21 protein-coding genes and 4 pseudogenes are annotated in these 22,164 nt (G+C 35.2%); 11 read left to right on the top strand and 14 right to left on the bottom strand.

Going from position 1 to position 22,164, the window contains the following annotated elements:
* Positions 1-29: 29 nt before the first annotated feature.
* Positions 30-569, bottom strand: coding sequence for a GNAT family N-acetyltransferase (locus JFT89_RS14580; protein ID WP_201040292.1), 540 nt, complete (start codon positions 567-569; stop codon positions 30-32).
* Between the two features lie 216 nt (positions 570-785).
* Here JFT89_RS14580 and JFT89_RS14575 point away from each other — a divergent pair, with 216 nt between their 5' ends.
* Positions 786-1,289, top strand: a complete 504-nt coding sequence (locus JFT89_RS14575) for a kinase (RefSeq protein WP_201040291.1) — start codon at positions 786-788, stop codon at positions 1,287-1,289.
* A 216-nt stretch (positions 1,290-1,505) separates the two neighbouring features.
* On the opposite strand, the gene entB is transcribed toward JFT89_RS14575, so the two are convergent.
* Both entB and JFT89_RS14565 read right to left on the bottom strand, forming a co-directional pair.
* Positions 1,506-2,972, bottom strand: a complete 1,467-nt coding sequence (gene entB, locus JFT89_RS14570; RefSeq protein WP_201040290.1) for a cell wall-binding protein EntB — start codon at positions 2,970-2,972, stop codon at positions 1,506-1,508.
* Between the two features lie 216 nt (positions 2,973-3,188).
* On the bottom strand, positions 3,189-3,680 hold the full coding sequence (locus tag JFT89_RS14565; protein ID WP_201040289.1) for a nitroreductase: 492 nt from the start codon (positions 3,678-3,680) through the stop codon (positions 3,189-3,191).
* Positions 3,681-3,861: 181 nt separating this feature from the next.
* On the opposite strand from JFT89_RS14565, the gene JFT89_RS14560 reads away from it, so the two are divergent.
* From JFT89_RS14560 to JFT89_RS14550, 3 genes and pseudogenes are all read left to right on the top strand, one after another.
* On the top strand, positions 3,862-4,242 hold the full coding sequence (locus JFT89_RS14560; protein WP_201040288.1) for a VOC family protein: 381 nt from the start codon (positions 3,862-3,864) through the stop codon (positions 4,240-4,242).
* Positions 4,243-4,294: 52 nt separating this feature from the next.
* Entirely contained in the window at positions 4,295-4,780 is a 486-nt protein-coding gene (locus JFT89_RS14555) for a GNAT family N-acetyltransferase (RefSeq protein ID WP_201040287.1), read from the top strand.
* Between the two features lie 3 nt (positions 4,781-4,783).
* A pseudogene (locus JFT89_RS14550) lies at positions 4,784-4,960 on the top strand (BBE domain-containing protein); the annotation flags it as partial.
* A 140-nt stretch (positions 4,961-5,100) separates the two neighbouring features.
* Here the strand turns inward: JFT89_RS14550 and JFT89_RS14545 are convergent.
* Positions 5,101-5,658, bottom strand: coding sequence for a class I SAM-dependent methyltransferase (locus tag JFT89_RS14545; protein WP_201040285.1), 558 nt, complete (start codon positions 5,656-5,658; stop codon positions 5,101-5,103).
* Positions 5,659-6,147: 489 nt separating this feature from the next.
* On the opposite strand from JFT89_RS14545, the gene JFT89_RS14540 reads away from it, so the two are divergent.
* The gene (locus JFT89_RS14540) at positions 6,148-6,984 is read left to right on the top strand and encodes a COG4705 family protein (protein WP_201040284.1); all 837 of its coding nucleotides are present in this window, start codon (positions 6,148-6,150) and stop codon (positions 6,982-6,984) included.
* A gap of 312 nt (positions 6,985-7,296) precedes the next feature.
* On the opposite strand, the pseudogene JFT89_RS14535 reads toward JFT89_RS14540, so the two are convergent.
* From JFT89_RS14535 to JFT89_RS14520, 4 genes and pseudogenes are all read right to left on the bottom strand, one after another.
* Positions 7,297-8,847 (bottom strand): annotated as a pseudogene (locus JFT89_RS14535) (MFS transporter).
* Between the two features lie 11 nt (positions 8,848-8,858).
* A complete protein-coding gene (locus JFT89_RS14530; RefSeq protein ID WP_128854288.1) occupies positions 8,859-9,443 on the bottom strand; it encodes a TetR/AcrR family transcriptional regulator in 585 nt (194 codons plus the stop codon).
* A 103-nt stretch (positions 9,444-9,546) separates the two neighbouring features.
* The gene (locus JFT89_RS14525; RefSeq protein ID WP_201040283.1) at positions 9,547-10,545 is read right to left on the bottom strand and encodes a hypothetical protein; all 999 of its coding nucleotides are present in this window, start codon (positions 10,543-10,545) and stop codon (positions 9,547-9,549) included.
* Positions 10,535-11,113, bottom strand: coding sequence for a sigma-70 family RNA polymerase sigma factor (locus JFT89_RS14520; RefSeq protein ID WP_201040282.1), 579 nt, complete (start codon positions 11,111-11,113; stop codon positions 10,535-10,537). The genes JFT89_RS14525 and JFT89_RS14520 overlap by 11 nt, the downstream gene beginning before the upstream one ends.
* A gap of 202 nt (positions 11,114-11,315) precedes the next feature.
* Between JFT89_RS14520 and JFT89_RS14515 the strand changes: the two genes are divergently transcribed.
* Positions 11,316-11,726, top strand: a complete 411-nt coding sequence (locus JFT89_RS14515) for a hypothetical protein (protein WP_242488410.1) — start codon at positions 11,316-11,318, stop codon at positions 11,724-11,726.
* A 362-nt stretch (positions 11,727-12,088) separates the two neighbouring features.
* Here the strand turns inward: JFT89_RS14515 and JFT89_RS14510 are convergent, their stop codons facing one another.
* Entirely contained in the window at positions 12,089-13,135 is a 1,047-nt protein-coding gene (locus JFT89_RS14510) for a DUF2332 domain-containing protein (protein ID WP_201040281.1), read from the bottom strand.
* A 423-nt stretch (positions 13,136-13,558) separates the two neighbouring features.
* Between JFT89_RS14510 and JFT89_RS14505 the strand changes: the two genes are divergently transcribed.
* Positions 13,559-15,061 (top strand): malate:quinone oxidoreductase, encoded by a 1,503-nt coding sequence (locus tag JFT89_RS14505; protein ID WP_201040280.1) that lies wholly within the window; start codon positions 13,559-13,561, stop codon positions 15,059-15,061.
* Between the two features lie 63 nt (positions 15,062-15,124).
* On the opposite strand, the pseudogene JFT89_RS14500 reads toward JFT89_RS14505, so the two are convergent.
* The 4 genes and pseudogenes from JFT89_RS14500 to JFT89_RS14485 all read right to left on the bottom strand — a co-directional run.
* Positions 15,125-15,529 (bottom strand): annotated as a pseudogene (locus JFT89_RS14500) (substrate-binding domain-containing protein); the annotation flags it as partial.
* A 137-nt stretch (positions 15,530-15,666) separates the two neighbouring features.
* Positions 15,667-16,779 (bottom strand): RNA-guided endonuclease TnpB family protein, encoded by a 1,113-nt coding sequence (locus JFT89_RS14495; protein ID WP_201040279.1) that lies wholly within the window; start codon positions 16,777-16,779, stop codon positions 15,667-15,669.
* A gap of 11 nt (positions 16,780-16,790) precedes the next feature.
* Entirely contained in the window at positions 16,791-17,189 is a 399-nt protein-coding gene (gene tnpA / locus JFT89_RS14490; RefSeq protein WP_002066009.1) for an IS200/IS605 family transposase, read from the bottom strand.
* A 154-nt stretch (positions 17,190-17,343) separates the two neighbouring features.
* Positions 17,344-17,478 (bottom strand): annotated as a pseudogene (locus JFT89_RS14485) (autoinducer 2 ABC transporter substrate-binding protein LsrB); the annotation flags it as partial.
* Positions 17,479-17,568: 90 nt separating this feature from the next.
* Between JFT89_RS14485 and JFT89_RS14480 the strand changes: the two are divergent.
* From JFT89_RS14480 to lsrF, 4 genes are read left to right on the top strand one after another with little or no spacing between them, the layout of a single operon-like run.
* Positions 17,569-18,501: a sugar-binding transcriptional regulator gene (locus JFT89_RS14480; protein ID WP_016095683.1), complete on the top strand. Its 933-nt coding sequence runs from the start codon at positions 17,569-17,571 to the stop codon at positions 18,499-18,501.
* Positions 18,501-20,063, top strand: coding sequence for an autoinducer-2 kinase (gene lsrK, locus JFT89_RS14475; RefSeq protein WP_201040278.1), 1,563 nt, complete (start codon positions 18,501-18,503; stop codon positions 20,061-20,063). Before JFT89_RS14480 ends, lsrK begins: the two co-directional genes overlap by 1 nt.
* A 25-nt stretch (positions 20,064-20,088) precedes the next feature.
* The gene (locus JFT89_RS14470) at positions 20,089-20,451 is read left to right on the top strand and encodes a cupin domain-containing protein (RefSeq protein ID WP_201040277.1); all 363 of its coding nucleotides are present in this window, start codon (positions 20,089-20,091) and stop codon (positions 20,449-20,451) included.
* A gap of 6 nt (positions 20,452-20,457) precedes the next feature.
* The gene (gene lsrF / locus JFT89_RS14465; RefSeq protein ID WP_002013480.1) at positions 20,458-21,240 is read left to right on the top strand and encodes a 3-hydroxy-5-phosphonooxypentane-2,4-dione thiolase; all 783 of its coding nucleotides are present in this window, start codon (positions 20,458-20,460) and stop codon (positions 21,238-21,240) included.
* 176 nt (positions 21,241-21,416) lie between these two features.
* Here the strand turns inward: lsrF and JFT89_RS14460 are convergent.
* A partial coding sequence (locus JFT89_RS14460; protein ID WP_201040276.1) for a class I SAM-dependent methyltransferase occupies positions 21,417-22,164 on the bottom strand: 748 nt, incomplete at its 5' end.

Raw genomic sequence — 22,164 nt, 5'->3', positions numbered from 1 at the left:
CTTTATTTTTATAAGCCCCTGCATATTTATTATAATTGTTTATATTCTACCATCCAACAATCTTCTAATTTCCCCTCATGCAGTTCATGTTTCTTTAATATCTTCACCTTTTTAAATCCGCACTTTTCATAACAGCTTATCGCACGTTCATTATTTACTTTAGGATCCATCGCAATTGCTTCTGCACCCACTTCTTTCATAATGTATGTAATTGCTGCTTGAACGAGTTTTGTTCCAATTCCCTTTCCCCAAAAGAGTGGTTCACCGATAAATTGGTCCATTCCCCATACATTTTGTGATTCTTCATATCCATATAACGCTTTCCATTCAGAATCAACTGGATACATTTGAATGTAACCGATTGGAACGGCATCAAATTCTATTAAACATCTTTTTTCATGACCGTTTGGATGATGTATAAAATGATCAAGCACCTTTTCTACAGATTGCGGATTATCTCGTCCTTCGTAATACTGCAGGACTTCTGGGTCTGTTAGCCATTTTGAAATGATAGGTGCATCGTTTTTTATTACGTATCTAACTAATAATTTTCCCTTTTGGAATAACATAGGTCACCTCCTTATTAGTTACTCTTATAATAACTTTTCTATATGCGGATAGTAAATTTTCAAACCAGCTTTACTTGCATAATCCCACAATAAGAAATTATTCTGTTCAACTTATACTGAGTATCATAAACTATTACTTAACTAAAAGAATGTTTCCCATAATGAAGTTCTTTTGTAGCAAGACCTAAAAAACTAAAACATTTTGGAGATGAGACTTTGAAATCAACATTAATCATCCTTCGGGGAAACTCCGCAAGCGGCAAGACAACTATCGCAAAAGAACTGCAAGAATATTTTGGCCAAGGGACACTTCTAGTCTCTCAAGATGTCGTGCGTAGAGATATGCTAAAAGTGCACGACACAATGGGTAACTTATCTCATGATTTACTATTTGAAATTACGAAGTACGGAAAAGAAAAATGCGAATTTGTTATTTTAGAAGGAATATTAAACAGTCGTAGATACGGTGATATGTTGAAAGAATTAATACAGTATTTCGACGACAACGCTTTTACATACTACTTCGATTTATCATTAGAAGAAACGATTAGACGACATAATACGAGAGAAAAACGGTATGAATTTGGTGAGGGCTCCCTATGGAAATGGTATAATCCGCACGATACACTTGAAGTGAATAGAGAAACTATTTTTACAGATAATTTCACACAAAAAGACATATTTCATGCAATTCTTAATGAGGTTACAAAACAAAAATAAGACTGACAGAATGAGTCAGTCTTATTCTTAATAGTTGTATTTTATAGACATGATACAAGTTTCATTTTTTATTTATGTTTTAGTGCAGATTTAGTAATACTCCCTTTAAAACTCCTATATTAAATCAACATGGTTTTTCAATGAATCACATTAACTCAAAAAATAAAAGCCAGTCTCAATAAAGAGAACTGACTTCTTTTTGGATAACTATCGTTATTATAGAACTTTTACTTTAACAGTTTGTCTTCCCCAATTCATTGCCTTACTTTTTGAACCCATTAAAACATCAATACGATTACCTTTAATTGCACTACCAGTATCACCAGCGATTGCTTCACCATAATTTTCTACCCATACTTTTGATCCTAATGGAATTACTTTCGGATCAACTGCGATAATTCTCATATTCGGATTAGCCGTTAAATCATGCCCCATCGCAGTTAAAACGCGTCCACCATATGTACCATTTTCACTTGGATCAGCAGTATAAGCTGTCGCTACTACCGTTAGCTCACGTTTAGCAGACTGTGTGTTATTTTTAGATACTTCTTTTGCTTTTGCTTCTTCCTTAGCCATTGCTATTTCTCGTGCTTTCGCTTCTTCTTTTGCTTTGGCTATTTCTTGCGCTTTCGCTTCTTCCTTCGCTTTGGCTATTTCTTGCGCTTTCGCTTCTTCCTTCGCTTTGGCTATTTCTTGCGCTTTCGCTTCTTCTTTTGCTTTGGCTATTTCTTGTGCTTTCGCTTCTTCTTTTGCTTTCGCTATTTCTTGTGCTTTTGCTTCTTCCTTAGCCTTTGCTTCTTCTTGTACTTTTACTTCTTCCCTAGGCTTTGCTTCTTCTTGTACTTTTACTTCTTCCCTAGGCTTTGCTTCTTCTTGTACTTTCGCTTCTTCCCTAGGCTTTGTTACTTCTTGTATTTTTACTTCTTCCCTAGGCTTTGCTTCTTCTTGTACTTTCGCTTCTTCCCTAGGCTTTGCTTCTTCTTGTACTTTTACTTCTTCCCTAGGCTTTGCTTCTTCTTGTACTTTCGCTTCTTCCCTAGGCTTTGTTACTTCTTGTACTTTCGCTTCTTCCCTAGGCTTTGTTACTTCTTGTACTTTCGCTTCTTCCCTAGGCTTTGCTTCTTCTTGTACTTTTACTTCTTCCTGCGCTTTTGCTACTTTCTGCGTTTTGGCTTCTTCCTTTGCTTTTACCGCTTTTTGTACTTTCGCTACTTTCTTCGTTTTCTCTTCAGCTTTCTTTTCACTTGGTGCTGTACTTGATAGGAAAGAAACATTTGCATAAGCTGTTTTTCCTTTATACTCAAATTGTAGCCATCCATCTTTAACTTGATGTGTTGATTCAATTACATCATCTTTTTTCAGTCTGCCAAGAATTTCTGATTCCGTGTTTGCTTCAGTACGTACATTTAATAGGTTTGCTGTTACATGATAAATATCTTTTGTATACTCCGAACTTACAAACAATTCTTTACCATTTAGATCAATTTTTGACCATCCTTCTTCAGTATGTATGACCTTTAACTTTTGTCCTTCTTTTACTTTTTCGACAACTTTTGATTCCGTAGTTGGCTTTTCACGTACGTTGAGTACATCCGCTGTTACGATAGTTTCTGCGATAGCAGATGTGGTAAAAGCCCCCAATCCAAGAACTGTTGCTGTTGCTGCGCCAATTATTTTTTTCATATTAGCCTCCATTGCGTTTTTTTGAGTTCTATCAAATGCTTCCATAAAATTAGGTGATTTCATGGAATATCAAAACATTCGCAATCGTATATTGATATCGCTTAATATACTGCTATTAGAACCCTTTGCTTCAATAGTATCAAATTCTCATTTTTAATTCTATAAATTATAAATCTACTTACCTTATATAAACGTTTCCTATCTTTCTTTTTTATACTAAATAGTTGTCGCAATTCCTGCCAGAAATAAACTTACAATTGCTAAAAATGGAGTACCCACTATAGCCCCTCTTAAATGAAACATATAATCTTTATATCCCTTCATCCCATCCGTACAAGGAATAACAACAAACCTCGGGGTAATCCAGCAAAAAATAAGCCAATCGATTATTAATAAATCTACTAAATTGAAAATCATTAAAATACCAAAAGTATGTAAATAGGCCTCAATATACAATAATGTTTCATGTTGATTTAGTATATAGGTTGAAACGAAAGGAGTACCGAAGAGAATCACATTGTATGCAATATTAAAGTAAATCGTTTGCTTTTTTTCATGAATTGATTTCGGAAAAACTACCTTTTGAATATCTTTCGGATAATCATTTAACGAAAGACGAGGATTATAATATAAAGACCCCAAAATCATTACAGAAAGTACAATAGACATGATTACACCAATGTACATCATTTGCTCTAATTGACTCATAAGCCTCATTCACCCTTTTCAGTAATTACTATGTAGATCATTCACTTAATTACACATTGTATGTACGGATACAACCAAAAATTAACAATTGTCTTTTTTCACCAAATCAAATTTCTTGCAATGTACATGCAACTTTTATACAGTGGAAGCCTAATTAGTACAGATAGGATTGGTGAAACCTATGAAAATCGAACATATCGCAATTTGGGTAAATGATTTAGAATTAATGCGTACTTTTTATACGAAGTATTTCAACGGTAAAGCAAACTCTTTATATCATAACGAAGCAAAACAATTTGAATCTTATTTTATTACGTTCGAATCTGGAACGCGGATTGAACTTATGCGTAAAAAAGGTATAGAAAACGAACCTAACCTTAATATAACTGGCTATGCACATATAGCTTTCTCTGTTGGAAGTGAAGAACGTGTGAATGAACTGACAAAAACGTTAAAAGAAGCTGGTTATCCTTTATTAAATGGACCACGTTTCACTGGAGATGGCTATTACGAAAGTGTAATAAACGATCCAGAAGGCAATCAAATTGAAATTACGATTTAACTTATCTTTTTCTTTTCTGAAGTACAAATGAAAATTAGTTTGGAGGAAGCATATGCATAAGCTACATTTCAAAAAATTTGAAGCAACAGATTTTAATCACTACTTCCTGCTCGTATCAAATGAAAGAGTAATGGCACAAATTACAGAGCGCACCATTCCGTTAGATGAAGCACAAAACGACTATGAAAAATTGTTAAGGCGCAATGAAAAACATAAACTGTATGGATCTTATAAAGTTTATAACAGTGCAACAAATGAATTTATCGGACTTGGACATATAACAGTAAATGAGGATGATTTTAAAGAAGCTGAACTTGGTTATATGTTATTGCCAGAACACTGGGGAAAAAGATATGGTAGTTGTATTGCAAGAGAATTAATTGAAATAGCGAAGCATACTGATGTAAACGTACTAAAAGCAATTATCGATCCGAGCAATATCCCCTCTCGGAAGATTTTACTAAACGTTGGTTTTACATCTGAAAAAGTTTGCGAGATTGATGGATTGCCTGGGGAGATTTTGAGTACATATATTTAACTATACAAAAAGGTGATGCTACCATACACAAAAGGCGTTTACGTTAATACACCTGACCTTTCCATTAAAGACTGGCCAGATGCTTACTACAGCTGTAACTTTGACCGGTTAATGGACATAAAGGCTAAATATGACCCGAAAAATGTTTTCAACTTTCCGCAAAGTATTCCGCCTTTTTAATAGTCCAAAATGAAAGTTATAGTTTGTATTTCTCACGAAAAAACGAACGATTTTCACAGGGAAAATCGTTCGTTTTTTATGTTGGAAATAATTCATTTCTTTTGCATGATAGTGATTTGGTTTCGCGCCTTCCCATCAACTTACATAAAGCAAGTGAACACGAAAGCCGGTGGAATATTCCAGTTTATTTTCTTCACCTCAATATTTGCAAAAAAAGAACGGAAAAATTGTTGTTTAAAGCGTGTATATTGGAAAGTAATAAATTTCCCTTCTTCCCCTAATACTTCTTTTGTTACCTGTAATATCTTTGTAGAAGTATCAAGGGATAAACTGGTAAATGGCAATCCTGAAATAATATAATCCACTTGGGTAATTTTATATTTCTGAACATACTTTTCCGTATATTCGGCAGAATCATGAATAATGTACACATTTTCCATGTGTGAATATCGCTCTTGAAGTATACGGTAAAACTGTACGTTATTCTCAATGATTAACAATACTGTTTCATTATGTTTATGTTGAATGAGCTGTTCCGTAAACACTCCAGTTCCTGGTCCATACTCAATAATGCATTTTGCTTGTTCAAAATTTATAGGGGCTACCATTTGTTTTGCAAGTTGCTTAGAACTTGACAATACTGCTCCTACAGTTCTTGGGTGCTTTATATATTCACTTAAAAAATGTAGTACATGCATAGTCTTCTTCCTCTTTCCTTGTAGGATACAAGGTATACACTACTAAAAAAATATTAAAATCTGATGAGAAATACATAAGATATTCTTAATGTCCCCCTAAATACAAAAGACACTTAATCGATTAGTCACACATGCTTTAACATGGGGAAACAAGTATAATAGCGCCAAACACTTGTTATAATGACGGTCTTGGCATGTGAGTCATGCTTGTAAAGACTCCATGTCAAACTATTATTTTGCAGAAAACGACCAACGTAGGATATCAAATGAAGAGTATCAATTTTGCTGTATTTTCAATGTCGCGAACAAAAAAAGGATATACTTTTTTAACTGTATTTGTTAAATAAAAAAGACACTTTAGAAATTTCTTTTTTTCATCTTATTTTAATGATTTTTTCATCCAAATTTCATCTGAATCTCATTCTTATTAGTTACACTCTGTTTATAAATTGGCGTTGGCCATAAAAAACTAATAAGGAGGAATCCTACATGAACTATTATGAGAAGGATCAGGATAAGAATAGAGAAAATCCATCCATTTCTGATGAAGTCGCTTCCGTCTCATCACGAGGCTGGCAGATGCTGAACAAAGTTCCAGAAGTCACGATTTTCTTCTGGATTATCAAAATCATGGCAACTACAGTGGGCGAAACAGGCGCAGACTTCTTAAATACAAACCTGAACTTTGGCTTGACTAACACGACCTTTGTTATGAGTGCTCTCTTGCTCATCACACTGTTCTTCCAGTTCAAATTGAAGAAATATGTTCCAGGAATTTACTGGCTCACTGTCTTGCTGATTAGTGTTGTCGGCACGCTAGTCACCGACAATCTTACGGACAACTTCGGGGTCGCTCTAGAGACGACCACCATCGTTTTCACCCTTTTCCTACTGGCAACTTTTGCTGCTTGGTACGTGAGTGAGAAGACACTGTCCATTCACTCTATTTACACGACAAAGCGAGAAGCATTCTACTGGTTGTCTATTCTGTTCACCTTCGCCTTAGGTACCGCAGCTGGTGATCTCGTAGCAGAGAGTCTCAACTTAGGTTACTGGATTTCAGCGCTCATATTCGCCGCATTAATTGGGGCTGTAACCGTCGCTTACTACCGCTTCAAATTAAATGCAGTGTTGGCCTTTTGGATCGCTTATATTTTAACTCGTCCTTTCGGTGCCTCTTTTGGCGATTATCTATCACAGCCTCACGATTCCGGTGGCCTTGGTCTCGGTACGGTAGGAACAAGCGTAATCTTCCTCGTAATAATCTTGAGCTTAGTTATTTATTTGACCAAGACGAAAAAAGACGCGAGCCAGAGCCTAAATTAATATATATTTTGTCTAAACCTTAAAATAGGTGACATGATTGCCTAATCGTTAGTACAAAATTTCAAACAAGAGAAAATGAAAAGGCAATACTACATTTAAACTACCAGTAGTATTGCCTTTTTTATAAAACAAATCATTATTTCGTCTAATATACTATGAATTAAAGAAATAAGAGCTTGCTTTGTATCCTCATCTGTAACTTTTGCATCATCACTAAATTTAGTGCGCACAGACTTGATTAATAACGAGCCATTTTGAACGACGGTTGTATATTCATTAATTTTGTTTACATAATAATATTATGTAATAAAACTATCCTTTTAACGAGATTGCACCTGTTTTCCTACTAACATACATACCAACTACATTACAAATGAGCGCTAAAGTAAAAATAACTGCACCCATTAAAAATGTTTTATTAAAACTATATACAATTCCTTGTTTATGTTGCTGCTTCATCTGCTCGTATAACTAGTTGCCCTCTTCAGACTTTAATATGCTGTATTGATTTTTATCAATTCCTTTCATCGCTTGCAACACTTGTTCTCTTTCTATAGTTGTTAAATTACTTTTTTCAATCACAGTCAGTACTTCTTTATTTACTTTTTCTTTTTCAACTAACAATTGATGATTCAAAAACATGACCAGTATCGCTACCCCTACAATACTTCCGACCGTTCTAGAGATATTACATACGCTTGAAGCAACACCTGTTTTCTCCGTAGGCACACTTAAAACCGCAGTTGTTGTATACGGTGCTAAAGTGCACCCTGTTCCAATTCCAACGATCACTAATCGCCATATATAATCCCATGTAGTAAAGTTTGAATCTATATGACTAAATAAATATGAGGCTATGATAAAAGCAATCATCCCTATACTACCTATTAATAAACTACCTCGTTTCGCTGCAATTGGTGTTACTACCCCTGTAACAACCATAGATACAATTGCTAAAGTACTAATAATTAAGCCTGACTGTAGTTCAGACATACTTTCTACTTGAACGAAATAAAAAGCAAGTATAAATAAAAAGTTCATTAATCCCATACCAACGAAAAATAAGGAAAGATTTGAAATTGAAAACTCTATGTATGAAAACAATTTTAAAGGTAACATTGGATTATTATTTTTCTTTTCGATAATAAAAAATAATATAAAATTTATTAATGAGAGCATAAAAAGAAGAATTAAGCTTAACATACTTAATTGATTTGTATTTACTTGTATGAGTGCATATACAAGTATGCATAGTGCGGATGCAGAAGTAATCATACCCGCCCAATCTATTTTAGAGCTTGCAGTATGATCATACGATTCTTTAATACAAAGAATCACGAAGATTAAAGATAATATGCCAACTGGGACATTAATAAAAAACACCCAGCTCCAATTCAATTTATTAGTTAAAACACCACCAAGTGAAGGACCAATTGCCGCCGCTAACCCTCCGAAGGCCCCCATAATACCGCCTATCATACCTTGTTTCTCTTTCGATACTAACTCAAGGCCCAGAGGCATAGCAACTGGTACGATAATTGCGGCCGAAATCCCTTGCAATACTCTAAAAACTACTAGTGTATGAAACGACTTGGCAATACCACACATAAGCGAACTAATAGAAAACCCTAATAAACCTATAATATACAGCTTCTTGCGACCAAACTGGTCCGCAAGACGTGCTGCAATTAATAAACACGCTACAAAGGCAACATTATAACTATTAGCAATCCAAGAAATGGTATCAATTGATGTATGAAATGTCTTTGTCATTTCTGGTAATGCGATATTTACAATGTTTGAATCTAAAATTGCCATAAAAAAACCTGCAATTAAAGCAATTAATGCAAATGTATTCCTCAATTCCCCCACCCCTATTCGTTTTCTTTATTTAAAATCCCATTCATAAATAAATTTACACATGTCTCTATATACTCATCTAACTGAATTTCTTCTTCCGCTATACTAACATTCATAATGTATAAAAACAGTTGTCCGTAAAACATATTCGCTATTAAATGGTAGTTACATGAGGAAATATGCCCCTTCTCTCCAAGTTGCTTTAAATAAGTTTCTAAATGATCCACTAAATGTGAATTCAACTCATGCAGTAATGTTTTCATTTCACTATTTTGTCTTGATTCAATTAACGCAGCCCAAATATAATTTAGCTTCGGCAAATTGATTTGAATATATGTTTCTGCTACTTTCGTAAGGTCCTTATGTAAATTACCAGTAAATTGCTCTTCTATTTCCTCTAACAAAGCCACTGGTGTCGTACGTAAAATAATACTCTCTCTAAATAGGTTTTCCTTATTTTTAAAGTTACGGAATATCGTTAATTCGCTAACCCCTGCTTTTTCCGCCACTTCACGAATTGTTGTCGCTGTATACCCCTTTTCACCGAATAATAAAGTAGCAGCTTCCATAACTTTTTCTCGTGCTGTTAATTTCCCCATCTTTATTCCTCCATTCAATATGTAAGTAAGTAATTACTAACATATTATCATAAAAGAAAAATGAAAGTAACTACTTACTTTCATTTTTCTGAAATTTCATTATCTATTCAACAACTGAAAGTAAAACTTTCTCAAGCTCTTTTTTAGACAACATACTATCGTTTATATACACTTGGTATGCATTTCTTCCTTCTTTTGCAGGTACTACTATTTTCATAGCCCGGACATTCGACTCTTTATACTCACCAAATGTAATATCGTATCCTTTTAGTTTATATGTTTTAATGTCTTTATAAAAATTTGGTCCTTTTTCAGTTGCTTTATCAAACGGTTCTTCAATAAAATAATCTTTTTTATCATCTTGATGTATTTCTAATTGATGAATTGTAAATCCTAATTCCGCGTTTGATGTAGATGGCTTTTTTTTCACATTACGATCTTCATATCTCATTGTAATTAGAGGGATTGGTTTTCCCACTGTTGCATTCGCCTTTGCTTCTTCAAATACTACTTGATACCCAGAAGGAATATATGTGGGATGCTTTATTAGAAAACCAGCTATTTGTTCAGCGTGTTCAAATGTATATGTAAAATGTTGATCTAATCTTTCTTCATATTTGTTTAGCTCTTCCATTACCTCACTATCTCTTTTTTCTTCATCAGCATTTAGACGATCTGTAGCTGTATATTTTCTTTCTCCGTTCTCTACGACACTAACTTTTTTATAAAAATGATATGTTTCTTGTAATAACTCTACATATTTTTCAAAGTCCTCTTTTGCAAATAATTTTTTAGCAACTTCTACCCTCTCCATCAATCCTGTATAGCCGTCTTCTGACATTCCCATATCTTTTCTCGCTTCTTCTGGTGTACCTATAATTTTATCGATTATTGTTGTACCCGCAAAAGTACCGGTTGGAATAAGAACAGCCGCAGCTATAAAGCCAAGTAATAACTTTTTTTTCATAGAAGTTTTCCCTTTGTTTTTCATTTGTTGGTATTTATGAAAAGAGGTTTGTACTTTATTTTCTAGATTAGTATTTGGTTCGATTGATTCCGCTTTTCTTTTCAATTCATTCGTTATATATTTTTCAAAATCCATTTACTTCTCCCTCCCTTATTTCTGGCATATGTTCCATTTCTGTTCTTAATTGTTTTAACGCTGTATGTAATCGAGATTTCACTGTGCCAACAGGGATTTGAAGAAGCATTGCAATTTCGTCCAGGCTATATTCATGGAAGTAACGCATAATAACGACTTCACGATGCTTATACGATAATTTTTGTACAACTTCTACTAGTTCATTACGTGTTTCTTTATGTAAAATGCCCTCATCCATTATATATGACCGGTCTTGCTCATACATTTTCTTCTTTTCAAAGATTCGAAATCGCCGCCACGATTTACGACGCCAATCTTGCACTTGTTTTACAACGATACCATGTAACCAAAAACGAAATGAACGGTTCATATCATAATTCGTTACTGACTTCCACATTTTGATGTATACCTCATTAACTATATCGTCTACATCTTGGTGTTGATTCCCTAATAAAAATAATACTGTTCTATAAATATCTTTACTTGTTAATTCATAAATAACTTGAAAGGCTTCTTGGTCCCCTGACTCCATTTTATACAGCCATTCTTTTAATTCTACTTCATCCAAAATTACGTTCCCCTCTCATGATCCTTCACACAATATTCGTCCGTTTCTCACAAAAAGTTCATTTTACATAAAAATTTATTTATTACAATAAAAATATAATATATATTTTACAGAAAGGAGGATTCGTATAATGAACAAAGAAGACAAACTTTATGCAGAAAATGTATTAAAACACCTCTTCATAGGAGCATAAGTTGATGGATTGCAATTTGGTATTTCTCCAGCAACTATAAAGATTCATTTTACAAATTTTGAAGCTGCAGTTGATTATGATGGGCAATTATATGTCAACATCGAATCGAAATGGTTTTTATTTAATACTCCACCAGAAAAGTACCCTTCTAATGAGGATGAATTTGACGATTATTCCGAGGAAGAAGAATATAATAGAATTTTTAAAATGAGAAGGCAGAAAGTTATAGACGTACAATTAGGTAAGGAAACTCCACATTTGTTTATCCTATTTGAGGACGGACAAATCTTGTTTGTAAATGGTTTTCACAACTATTATGAATGTTGGCAAGCTGGGGTCCAATGTGAGGATTGGCTTGTAGTTGCTGCACCAGGTAATGAAATCGCTACTTGGACACCCGATGAGTTTACCAATAAATAAAGAGTTGATTTTTGTGGAGAAGTATCGAAGATAGTTTACAAATTAGCATAACAATATACATTATCATCATTTAAATTAGCAGGTTAATTTCTAAGTTTCGTTTACTGTATTTTTCTTGTACGAATATTTATTACAATGTGACTCTTAAACGAGTGATTAAATTTAAAAGAATTACATAATGATTCAAAAAATGCTTTGGATTTCTCCCAAGCATTTTTGTGTGCTACTTATATTTTTATTCCTGTAACCATTTATACCGTGATTTAGCTTTTTTCTCCATGTTGTTCAAACTATTCAAGATTCTTCCCTCATCTTATTGATTTGAAATATACATGATAAAGCCCATGACCAGTAGAGTTACCTTAGCATAACGTCTTATCCCCAAACCCCCAACTAAACCATCTCCCATGCCCTTCCGTTTCCCCAACAGTTTCACAATATTCGTTTCCGTTAATATAATAATCAATATGAAGGTCCCGGTCCCACATGTTGTTATATAGGTGGAATACGTCACGTTTTGCACCTATTTCTTTAATTTGTTTTTCTAGCGTATGTTTTACATTTTCAGGTATTTGGTTTGCCACATGTGTATGGAAAATACAAATCACCGCATCTTCACTTATTTGATTTGCAATGGCCGGGAGAAGCGCTACACCATCTCCTTCAATTAATTGCGCTGATTGTTCTTTTACAAGCGTTGCTGCTTGATCAAATAGTTCAAGTCTTTCTTTATGTTCTGGCCAAATAAGCGCTCGTAACCATAAATAGTCTTCGTCATCATTTAGATCGTTCACGTGTAAATCTAGTCCGATTCTTTCTACGACAGGTGGACTTTGTTTTAGCAGATTCGGCATATTCTCCCCTCTTATTTCAGAGGTTAACTGAACATTCGATTGTGTATTTCCATACACTTCTCCCATTCCATATGAATAACTATATTGATCCCAAAATAGTTGTAATCCTGAACTTGTACCAATTTCTATTAACGCTAACGGTTTGTTCACTTTATTAAATATGTAACAGAAACTTGGATACAAATAGGCACATCGTCTTACTTCATTCGTTTGAACGAGTTTCGTTTGTAATAAAGTAATTATTTCTTCACGATATACATGGCAAAAATCTTTAAATTGATGAAAGGCATTTTCAAAATTTGTATCAGCATCTTCAACTAAACTATAATAATACCTTTTTAAACTGTGTTCTTTTCCTTTTAACAATAAATAATGGACTGCACCTAATAATAAGTTTGGGATTGGTTGACCAGGTTGTGCGTAGGAAGCTAACGTAAGAACTTCCTCATCTTCAGAAATTTTTATTGATAAATATTCGTATAAGTCACTAGATCCTTTACATTCATTCACAGAAAAGTTTCGAAATAAGTTTGCGACTTGTTCTTTTGTAAGCATTGGTATCCCTCCTTAATTATTTTCAGAATAATCTTATCATTTATTTGTTATTTTTTTCAAATAAGATGTAATAAAAACAGATTTTTACAAATTCCCAAAGATTAAAACTTAAAAATAAAAGTATTAGTAAGTTTTTTTGAGATAACATCAAACTGGAATTCTTCTCCAAATTCCGCTTTACTACAATGCTTTTTACCCTTATAGCAGAAGAATTCTACAAAATAAAGCGTTAAATAGTTTAAAATTATCAGATAACACTAGATATTTTACTCTATTAATTATTATAATAGAGTATGAGATGGTTATATAATTGAGACAAAAAAGGTAAATACCTAGGTGGGGCCTAGGTGGTGTTTTCTTTTTACGGCTTAGATATAAAAACACCTACTCTTTTTTGCCAATATAGGGGATGGAGAGATTATCATGAGCAACATGCAGCAAAAAACAGACGTTATCTTAATTGGCGCTGGAATTATGAGCGCAACGTTAGGATCATTACTTAAAGAATTGGCACCTGAATGGGAAATTAAAGTATTTGAAAAACTCGCTAATGCCGGAGAAGAAAGTTCTAACGAATGGAATAATGCTGGTACAGGACATTCTGCGCTATGTGAGCTTAACTATACATCCGAAAAATCTGACGGGTCTATAGATATTGGTAAAGCTGTAAAAGTAAATGAGCAATTTCAACTTTCAAGACAATTTTGGGCGTATCTTGTTAAGAGAAACTTAATTCGTAATCCACAAGATTTTATTATGCCACTACCTCATATGAGTTTGGTGCAAGGAGAAAAAAATGTGGAGTTTCTAAAAAAACGTTTTGAAGCGCTTTCAAAAAACACTCTATTCCAAGGAATGGAATTTTCTGATGCTCCTGACACATTAAAAAAATGGCTTCCACTCATTATGGAAGGCCGTAACTCTAATGAACCAATGGCTGCAACGAAAATTGATTCTGGAACAGATGTTAACTTCGGTGCGTTAACGCGCATGTTGTTTGATTACTTAAAAACTAAAAATGTTGAGCTAAACTACAAACATAGTGTTGAAAATATTAAACGCACGAAGAATGGTTTGTGGGAAGTAAAAGTTCACGATATGAATAGTGGCAAAATCGAACATCATACTGCGAAATTCGTCTTTATCGGCGGCGGTGGCGGTAGTCTACCTCTACTTCAAAAGACTGGTATTCCTGAGTCAAAACATATTGGAGGATTCCCAGTAAGTGGACTATTTATGGTATGTAAAAACCCAAAAGTTGTAGAGCAGCATCATGCAAAAGTATACGGAAAAGCTAAAGTTGGTGCTCCACCAATGTCTGTACCTCACCTTGATACGAGATATATAGACAATAAAAAAGCTTTACTGTTTGGACCATTTGCAGGCTTCTCACCTAAATTCTTAAAAACTGGCTCAAACCTTGATTTAATTGGTTCTGTAAAACCGAATAACGTCTTAACGATGTTAGCAGCCGGTGTAAAAGAAATGGGATTAACAAAATACTTAATCCAACAAGTTATGTTATCACACGAAAAGCGTATGGAAGAATTACGTGAGTTTATTCCGAACGCTAAAAGTGAAGATTGGGATACTGTCGTTGCTGGACAACGTGTGCAGGTAATTAAAGATACTGATGCAGGTGGTAAAGGAACACTTCAATTTGGTACAGAAGTTGTTAGTGCAAATGACGGATCAATCGCTGCGTTACTTGGCGCTTCTCCAGGTGCTTCTACTGCTGTTCACGTTATGCTTGAAGTATTAGAAAAATGCTTCCCAGAACGTATACTAGAATGGGAGCCAAAGATAAAAGAAATGGTCCCTTCTTACGGCGTGTCACTTACGGAAAATCCAAGACTGTTCCAAGAGCTTCACGCTTCAACAGGACGCACACTTGGGTTAAATGAAAAAGAAGCTGTTCACAATTAATGAATAGATTTTAAAAACGACATAATAAAAACGTCCGATATATTCGGACGTTTTTATTTTCTACTAGAAATTATACTTATCAATATTATCCTTCGTAAATACAACTCGTTCAGGTAATACGATAATACCATTTCCTTCTGCCTCATAGTCATACCCTTGAATAGAGTTCGGCTCTACTTTCACTTTTCCGATTCCTTTTACTTCAAAGCTATCCCCGACTTTTAACTTCTTCCCTTTTACAACAATTTCATTTGCAACATACGTTGCGAGGGCACCTTGTTGTTTTACATCCCATAATCCAAATTGTTGTACTGTTCCTCGTTTTACATAATCACGCATAACGTTCGGTGTCGAAAATCCCGTTACGACTACTTTCTTATCCATTTTCAAATTCTCAGCTGCTTGCGCCATTGCTGGTAGTGCTGTTGCATCTGGACATATTACTGCGTTAATATCTGGATACGTTTGTGAACTACCCGCCACTTAACGCTCTTACGAGCTGTTTGAAGTGGGGGCTTCTCGGTTAGTCGTTACTTTTATTAGCTAACGAATTAGTCGTAAGACCGCGAGCTATCTCCCATGTCCCATAGGTTATTTGATACGATTTATGATAATTCTAACAAACGTATAGCTTCGTTTTTGATGTTGATTGCAGAATTATAATCTCTATCTATTGACGTACCACAATCACAAACATACACTCGTTCAGATAGTCCTAAATCCTTTACGTTTCCACAATTACTACATGTCTTTGTAGAAGGAAACCATTTATCAATTTTTATAAGCTGTTTGCCTCGTTCTTGTAACTTATAGGCTAAAAAAGTCGTGAACATTCCCCATCCATTATCAGTAACACTTTTTCCAAAGTTTAGTGCTCGTGACATTCCTTTCATGTTCAAGTCTTCAATTGCTACAACACCAAAGTTGGTAACTAATTCTTTCGATTTATGATGAAGAAAGTTCTTACGTTGATTTGCTACTTTTTCATGCAATTTAGCTACAAGAATCCGTTGCCTATTCCAACGCTCTGAGCCTTTTATGCGTCTTGATAATACTCTTTGAGCCTTTGCTACTTTTTCTAATACTTGACGGTAGAAGCGAGGATAATTGGCTTTCTCATTCTCACTACTTACATATAATTCAGACATAGAAAAATCTAACCCAACAACAGTTTCCGCTTTTTTTTGCACAATTTCTTTTTCATACTCAGTCAAGATAGAAACATAATATTTCCCAGTGGGTGTCATGGAAATCGTACATGACTTAATCACATGGTTTTGAGGTATTTCTCTATGTTGTTTAATCTTTACAAGCTTCAATTTCGGTAATTTGATATGACCATTCAGCAACATAATATTTCCGTTGACCACATTCGTTGTATAAGGTTTTCTATCCTTTTTACTTTTGAACGTCGGGAAGTCATTTTGACCACTAAAGAAATTTTTATAAGCAGTTTGCAAGTTTAATTGAGCATTCGCTAATGCTAACGAATCCACTTCTTTCAGCCATTCAAACTCTACCTTATACTTTGCAGGAGTAGGGAATTTTTGTTTCTTTAATTCTTCTTTATTCCCTTTGTGCTTCTCATACACTTCCTTTCGTTCAGCCAACATCTTATTGTATACAAATCGCACACACCCAAAAGTTTTACGTATAAGATGTGCTTGTTGTTCTGTAGGATACAAACGAAATTTGTACGCTTTATTACGTATTGTCATATCATTTCACCTCACTTTTCCCCTTGATTTTCAATATACCTTTTTACTACATCTATTGGTGAACCACCAGTAGTTAGTAAGCAAAAACTTCTTGACCAAAACATCTCTTTCCAAAGCTTCTTTTTTACTTGTGGAAAGTCTCTCTTGATGAGTCGAGAGCTGGCACTTTTATACGCATTGATGAACTTTGTTATTTCTGTATTTGGATGCGATTTGAATACAATATGAACATGGTCATTGTCATGATTCCACTCAACTAAAGTTATGTTATAGCTTTCTGAAAGCCTTATAAACATATCTTTTGCATAGTTAGACATATCATCATCGAATACCTTTCTTCTATATTTCACAACTAATATAAGATGATAATAAAGTAAGAATACTGAATGATTATTACTATCTAATTTCATTGATATACCGACCTTTATACTTAATAAGACTGATTATATCAGAGTGAGATTGAAAATAATAGAAAGAACCTTTCGGCTAACGCCAAACCGAAATTCATCTCCCACCTACCGTTGGGCTATCGCCCTGCACACGCTTGAGGAAGGAGAATTCTTTCGGATAAAGCGTTAAAATACTCTCCCCTACTGATAAAGATTTTTGCGCATTATTTTCACCATATTGCGTCGTTACAATTTCCCAATTCGGATATTTCTCTTTAATAATCTCTTGCGCCTTCGTTACCCATTGATTAAAGTTTCACTTTATCGCCTCAACTGGAATAAACAAAATAACGAGCACATATGTTTAAGCAGTGGTCAATTGTTGAAAGGGATGAAGAGCATGTCACAGCTGAACTTTGAAGACAATTTGTTAACAAAAGTAGCTTGGTACTATTATAAAGATCAATTAACCCAGCAAGAAATTGCTTCACTTCTTCACATTTCAAGAAATAAAGTCGTTCGGTTGTTAGATAAAGCACGGACGGAAGGTGTCGTCACATTTCACATAAAAGGTACTGGTTTGCACTGTTTAAGCATCGAACGTGATCTTATGAAAAAATTCCATCTAAAAGATGCTTTCGTTATTCCAACTCCACCTGAGGATTATGCATTTTCACTCGGAAAAGCTGCCGCACAATATTTAGAAACTCAATTGCAACAAGGTGATTTACTTGGGATTGGCTGGGGAGAGACGATAAGTAAAATGCTAGAAAACATTCATTTTGATAGCTCTATGAGTCTTTCAATCGTTACTCTTACAGGAGGCGTAAATCACTATATTCCAAGAAATCAAAGCTATTTAAACTACATGCAAGGCGATCTTCATATTATTCCTACCCCTTTTCTTACATCTACAAACGAAATGACACAAATTATTCTATCTGAACCGAGCGTGAAAGATATGCTTCACGTCGCTTCACTCGCTCATACAGCAGTAGTTGGCATTGGCGGCTTATCTCAAGACGCCACAATTGTGAAAGAAGAAAAATTAACACTACGTGAAATGACTTATATACGTAGTCAAAACGGGGCTGGAGATATTTTAGGGCAATTTTATAATACTGACGGAAAACAATTAGAACTTCCCCATCATAACCGTCTTATCGGCACACCACTCTCTGTTCTTCAAAATATGAAACATGTCGTTGGTGTAGCTGGCGGTACGGAAAAGATATCTGCAATTTACGGCGCCTTAAAAGGAAAGTTCATTCATACATTAATTACCGATGAAGAAACTGCCCTCTCCTTATTAAGAAAGGAAGGTGACTCTTAATGTCTACTCTATTAGCTTACGACGCTGGTACAGGGAGCATTCGAGCAGTTCTTTTTGATTTAAGCGGTAATCAACTTGCTGTTAGTCAAAAAGAATGGATTCATAAATCAGATAGTCGTTACCCTGGTTCTATGAATTTTGATGTAACTGAAAACTGGCAGCTCGTTCAACAATGTACGAAAGAGGTTCTTCAAAAAAGTAATACGTCCTCCTCTTCTATTAAAGGTATTAGTGCAACGAGTATGCGTGAAGGCTTTGTTTTATACGATAAAAACGGGCAAGAAATATGGGCTTGTGCAAATGTTGATGGCCGCGCGTCAGCGGAAGTTAGTGAACTAAAACAAATTCGTTCCGAAATTGAAGAGGATTTATATAAAAAGTCAGGTCAAACTTTTTCATTAGGTGCTTTACCTCGCTTGCTTTGGATTAAAAAACATGAACCAGACGTGTACAGGAACATTCATTCTTTCACGATGTTAAACGATTGGATTTTATATAAATTGTGCGGCGTACTGCAAATTGATTCTTCAAATGGATGTACGTCCGGTATATTTGATTTACAAAATAGAGCTTGGGATAACTGGGTTGCTGAGCAATGCGGTCTTACTCTAGCCTTTTCTCCAAAAGTAAATGAAGCTGGTACAGTTATCGGGAATATCACAAAACGAAGTGCTGAATTAACAGGATTACATGAAGGAACACCGGTCGTTGCTGGTGGTGGTGATGCACAAATGGCATCGCTTGGAACTGGAGTTGTAAAGCCTGAACAAACATTTATATGCGGGGGCAGTTTTTGGCAACAAGAAGTAAATATAACAAAACCAGAAACTGATCCAAATGCGGCGATTCGTGTAAATTGCCACGTCATTCCTAAGCTATGGCAATACGAAACAATCGCTTTCTTCCCTGGCCTTGTTATGAGGTGGTTTCGAGATGCCTTTTGCCATGAAGAAAAACGGCTCGCTGAAAAACTCGGTGTAGATGCTTATGAATTACTAGAAGAACAAGCGAAAGAAGTTCCTGTAGGCTCACATGGCATTATCCCTACTTTTTCAAATGTAATGAATTATATTTCTTGGCGACATGCTGCACCATCCTTTTTAAATTTAAGTTTAGATGCTGAAAAATGCGGTAAAAAAGAAATGTTCCGGGCAATAGAAGAAAATGCCGCCTTCGTTACATTCGGCAACTTGAAATTAATAGAGGCTCTCACAGGTAAATTTCCTTCTGAAGTGATTTTTGCTGGCGGCGCTGCTAAAGGAAAACTTTGGCCACAAATCTTAGCAGATGTCCTCGGAATCTCTGTTAAAGTACCCGTTGTAAAAGAAGCCGCTGCTTTAGGTACGGCAATTGCCGCTGGGGTTGGTGCTGGCATATATTCATCTATGGCAGAGACTGCCGAACAATTTGTACAGTGGGAAAAAACATTTGAGCCAGTCACTGAAAATCACGAACTATATAAGGAATTCTATGAAACATGGAAAACTGTGTATAACAGTCAGCTCGCTTTAGCCGATAAAGGGCTCACCTCACATATGTGGATTGCACCCGGTGCTCTGTAACACATTACATAAAGGAGTGAAATGTATGTTAAAAGCGAATGAAAATGATTTCACCTATCGCTTCGGTGATAACGGGCCTAAATATTTAATACAAGGTCCAAATATCGATCTTGGCCTAGTCGTCATTCAGCCTGGGCAAGAGTTTCAAAATCACTATCATACAACGTGCGAAGAAGTCTTCTATGCGTTAGAAGGCGAAATAGATTTCTATGTGAATAACGAAAGAATTCCAATAAAACAAGGAGATGTCTTGCAAGTTCGCCCTCATGAATCCCATTATCTTATTAACCATTCTGATAAGCCTTTTAAAGCTGTTTTTATAAAGTCACCACATTTACCAAATAAAGATACTGTACAAACTGAAAATCCAATATTAACGAAGGAGTGATTCCTAATGACTTGGGGATTTAAAAATCGATTAAACACAATTTTACCTGACGGCAGAGCAGTTATGTTAGCGATAGATCACGGCTACTTTTTAGGACCGATTCACGGACTAGAACAACCGTTAGAAACAGTTAAAAACTTGCTTCCATATACTGATTCCCTCTTTTTAACACGAGGCGTATTAAGTTCCTGTATTCCTGAAAACTGCAACACACCGATGGTTATGCGTGTATCAGGCGGGGCAACTGTAGTAGGCAAAGATTTAGCGAATGAAACAATTGTTACACCTGTGAAAGCAGCAGTAAAACAAAACGCAATTGGCGTCGGCGTTTCTGTCTTTGTTGGATCGGACTATGAAACACAAACTATTTCAAATCTCGCAAACGTAGTCTCTGAAGCTCACGATTACGGCCTGCCAGTACTCGGTATTACCGCCGTTGCGAAAGAACTACAAAAACGTGAAGCTCGCTTTCTAGCACTCGCCTCCCGCGTATGTGTTGAAATGGGAGCTGATATTATTAAAACGTACTACTGCGAAGGATTCGAAAAAATCACAAGCACATGCCCTGCTCCAGTCGTAATCGCGGGCGGCCCAAAACTAGATTCAATCGAAGACGCATTAAACATTACTTACAATGCGCTGCAAGAAGGTGCAATTGGAGTAGACATGGGCCGAAACATATGGCAATCCGAACATCCAGCTGCGATGATTCAAGCAATTCATGGCATTGTGAAAAATAGATTGAATGTGAAAGAGGCGCTGGAACTATATAATGATGTGAAAAATTAATGTAAAAAGATGGACTATTTATTATAACGGGTTCAGTTAAGAGGAGTAAAACTTGTTTTGACACCAAACTACAAAAGGAAAAGGATGGCAAGTGCCATCCTTTTTGACATACATTGAACTTTTACTGTTTTTTTACTGTTTTCAAGTTTCCTTCTTCGACTAACGAGCCAAAAATTTTAATCAACCTTTAACTTTATAGCTTTTGTAGCAATAAAAGTTTTAATATGCTTATCTAATATCCTTGTTCCACCAAAATCATCCTCGTAAAAACCCGTTATAACAAAACCAGCTTCAACTTGACCTTGGATTTGATCTTCTAGAGTATGTGCGTATTCTATTGTTTGATTTAAATTAATATAATCTTGAACTTCATCCTCTGGTAAATAATCCAATGTTGATGAAGGTATTGAATGTTTAACACCCAAAATACCTTTTTGTTCTTGGTTGTCATCAAAAATCCATAGTAAAGGATTTGTAAATCCAGAAATAAGAATACCTTTATTCTTTAAAACCCTTGAAATCTCATTCCATACAAGATGAACATCTTTTACAAACAAATTAGAAACAGGATTTACGACAATATCAAAATATTCATCTTCAAAATCACTAAGGTCTGACATATCTCCTTGTACTGTTTTTAAAGTTAATCCATCCCGTTCCGCTACCATTTCATCTTGTTCCAATTGCTTCTTAGATATATCAGTAACTGTTACATCTGCTCCAGCAGCAGCCAGTACTGGTGCTTGTTGCCCTCCACCTGATGCTAAACAAAGTATCTTTAATCCCTCTAATGACTTTGGAAACCAATCTCTAGGAACTGGTTTTTCTGTGGTGACTGTGATTTCCCATTCACCTGATTTACTTTTTTCAATAACTTCACTACTTACAGGTTGAGTGTATCTAGAACCTTCTTCAACCTTCTTA

Origin of the sequence: Bacillus sp. TH25 (assembly GCF_016650935.1) — a bacterium.
Lineage (GTDB): Bacteria > Bacillota > Bacilli > Bacillales > Bacillaceae_G > Bacillus_A > Bacillus_A mycoides.
The sequence above is the reverse complement of the archived record's forward strand: the minus strand, read 5'-3'. Positions and strand labels throughout refer to the sequence as shown.

Coding starts and splice junctions, on each gene's coding strand:
- JFT89_RS14495 (WP_201040279.1), bottom strand. CDS start 16,779: ATGACAATACGTAATAAAGCGTACAAATTTCGTTTGTATCCTACAGAA.
- JFT89_RS14580 (WP_201040292.1), bottom strand. CDS start 569: ATGTTATTCCAAAAGGGAAAATTATTAGTTAGATACGTAATAAAAAAC.
- JFT89_RS14540 (WP_201040284.1), top strand. CDS start 6,148: ATGAACTATTATGAGAAGGATCAGGATAAGAATAGAGAAAATCCATCC.
- JFT89_RS14530 (WP_128854288.1), bottom strand. CDS start 9,443: ATGGGGAAATTAACAGCACGAGAAAAAGTTATGGAAGCTGCTACTTTA.
- tnpA (WP_002066009.1), bottom strand. CDS start 17,189: ATGAAATTAGATAGTAATAATCATTCAGTATTCTTACTTTATTATCAT.
- JFT89_RS14480 (WP_016095683.1), top strand. CDS start 17,569: ATGTCACAGCTGAACTTTGAAGACAATTTGTTAACAAAAGTAGCTTGG.
- lsrF (WP_002013480.1), top strand. CDS start 20,458: ATGACTTGGGGATTTAAAAATCGATTAAACACAATTTTACCTGACGGC.
- JFT89_RS14565 (WP_201040289.1), bottom strand. CDS start 3,680: ATGAGTCAATTAGAGCAAATGATGTACATTGGTGTAATCATGTCTATT.
- JFT89_RS14470 (WP_201040277.1), top strand. CDS start 20,089: ATGTTAAAAGCGAATGAAAATGATTTCACCTATCGCTTCGGTGATAAC.
- lsrK (WP_201040278.1), top strand. CDS start 18,501: ATGTCTACTCTATTAGCTTACGACGCTGGTACAGGGAGCATTCGAGCA.
- JFT89_RS14555 (WP_201040287.1), top strand. CDS start 4,295: ATGCATAAGCTACATTTCAAAAAATTTGAAGCAACAGATTTTAATCAC.
- entB (WP_201040290.1), bottom strand. CDS start 2,972: ATGAAAAAAATAATTGGCGCAGCAACAGCAACAGTTCTTGGATTGGGG.
- JFT89_RS14505 (WP_201040280.1), top strand. CDS start 13,559: ATGAGCAACATGCAGCAAAAAACAGACGTTATCTTAATTGGCGCTGGA.
- JFT89_RS14545 (WP_201040285.1), bottom strand. CDS start 5,658: ATGCATGTACTACATTTTTTAAGTGAATATATAAAGCACCCAAGAACT.
- JFT89_RS14525 (WP_201040283.1), bottom strand. CDS start 10,545: ATGGATTTTGAAAAATATATAACGAATGAATTGAAAAGAAAAGCGGAA.
- JFT89_RS14560 (WP_201040288.1), top strand. CDS start 3,862: ATGAAAATCGAACATATCGCAATTTGGGTAAATGATTTAGAATTAATG.
- JFT89_RS14510 (WP_201040281.1), bottom strand. CDS start 13,135: ATGCTTACAAAAGAACAAGTCGCAAACTTATTTCGAAACTTTTCTGTG.